Origin of the sequence: Phenylobacterium sp. (assembly GCF_030693805.1) — a bacterium.
GTDB lineage: Bacteria > Pseudomonadota > Alphaproteobacteria > Caulobacterales > Caulobacteraceae > Phenylobacterium.
Genome location: NZ_JAUXZW010000331.1, coordinates 1 through 1,000 on the forward strand (window position 1 = coordinate 1; position 1,000 = coordinate 1,000).

At 60.4% G+C, this 1,000-nt stretch carries 2 protein-coding genes; one reads left to right on the forward strand and one right to left on the reverse strand.

Features of this window, described 5'->3' with window-relative positions:
* Positions 1-197: DUF2827 family protein (locus Q8M88_RS12995; RefSeq protein WP_305597582.1), on the forward strand; the 197-nt coding region annotated here is incomplete at its 5' end.
* A 148-nt stretch (positions 198-345) separates the two neighbouring features.
* Here Q8M88_RS12995 and Q8M88_RS13000 read toward each other — a convergent pair.
* Positions 346-861: a superoxide dismutase family protein gene (locus Q8M88_RS13000; RefSeq protein WP_305597583.1), complete on the reverse strand. Its 516-nt coding sequence runs from the start codon at positions 859-861 to the stop codon at positions 346-348.
* Positions 862-1,000 lie beyond the last annotated feature (139 nt).

The following is a 1,000-nucleotide window of genomic DNA, read 5'->3' on the forward strand; positions in this document are numbered from 1 at the left end:
ATGTCGGATATTATTTTGAAGATAGCGATATCGCAGAGGGAGTAAATCAACTGCGGCGCGCTTGCCTAACTCACGACGAGAATCTCGAGCGCTATCGGGCGCGCTCACGAGCCGAAATGGATCGTTTGAGCCCTAATAACCCTAGCAACGCCGCAGCGTACGTTCGTAGACTGATCGCGCTGAAAAGTCGCCCATGAAGAACGCGCGTGAATGCGGCGCTCGGCTCCTGGTTTAGGTTTGGGGCCGCGCGAGTTGGATTGCTCTTTGCCTGAAGGCGCACAAATGAGCGAGCCACGAGGAGCGCGACCGGTTCGCTCTTAGCCCGCCACGCGCGCGGCGCCGACGCTATTTCAACACGGCGCAGGCGACGCGCGCGCCGGCGCCGCCAATCGGCTGCGACAGGTGGTCGTCGGGGCTCGCATGCACCACGACCGCCGATCCGTCCGCGTCCAGGAGATTGATCTTGCCGCCGCTCAAGGACACGCCGTCGACGAGCATTTCCGCCTGCGCGGAGCCGTCGGAATAGGCATAGACATTCGGCAGATCCGCCGGGTGCGGCCCCTTGGGATTGAGGAACCCATGTTCGGCATTTGACGGATTGATATGGCCCTTCGAGTGCATGAATTTTTCGATGTCGGAGCAGTCGCCAACTTCGTGCAGATGGACGCCATGCCAGCCCGGCGCGAGCGCGCCCGGCCGCAGCATGACGCGAATAACGACGCCATGCGGCCCCTGTTTGACCTCGATGGCGCCTATCCCCTTCCCTTTGTTGTCGATGACGTCGGCGGTTCGCTCCTCCGCGCGTGCAACGCCGGTCATGAGCGCGATTGAAACTAAGGCGAGGACAAGCTTGTCGAACATGTTTCTCTCTCACGTCTTTGCGAACTGGGGTCGCCGCCGCGTCGCAGGATATTACGCGCGCCAGCACAGTTCCAGGCTCTCCGACCACCGTTGTGTAAAGTGCGACTAGATAAAGAGTGAATTCGGTCAAAGCGAATAT

What these genes read in the sequence shown, in the direction of transcription:
- Q8M88_RS13000 (WP_305597583.1), bottom strand. Translation starts at nt 861, where the DNA reads ATGTTCGACAAGCTTGTCCTCGCCTTAGTTTCAATCGCGCTCATGACC.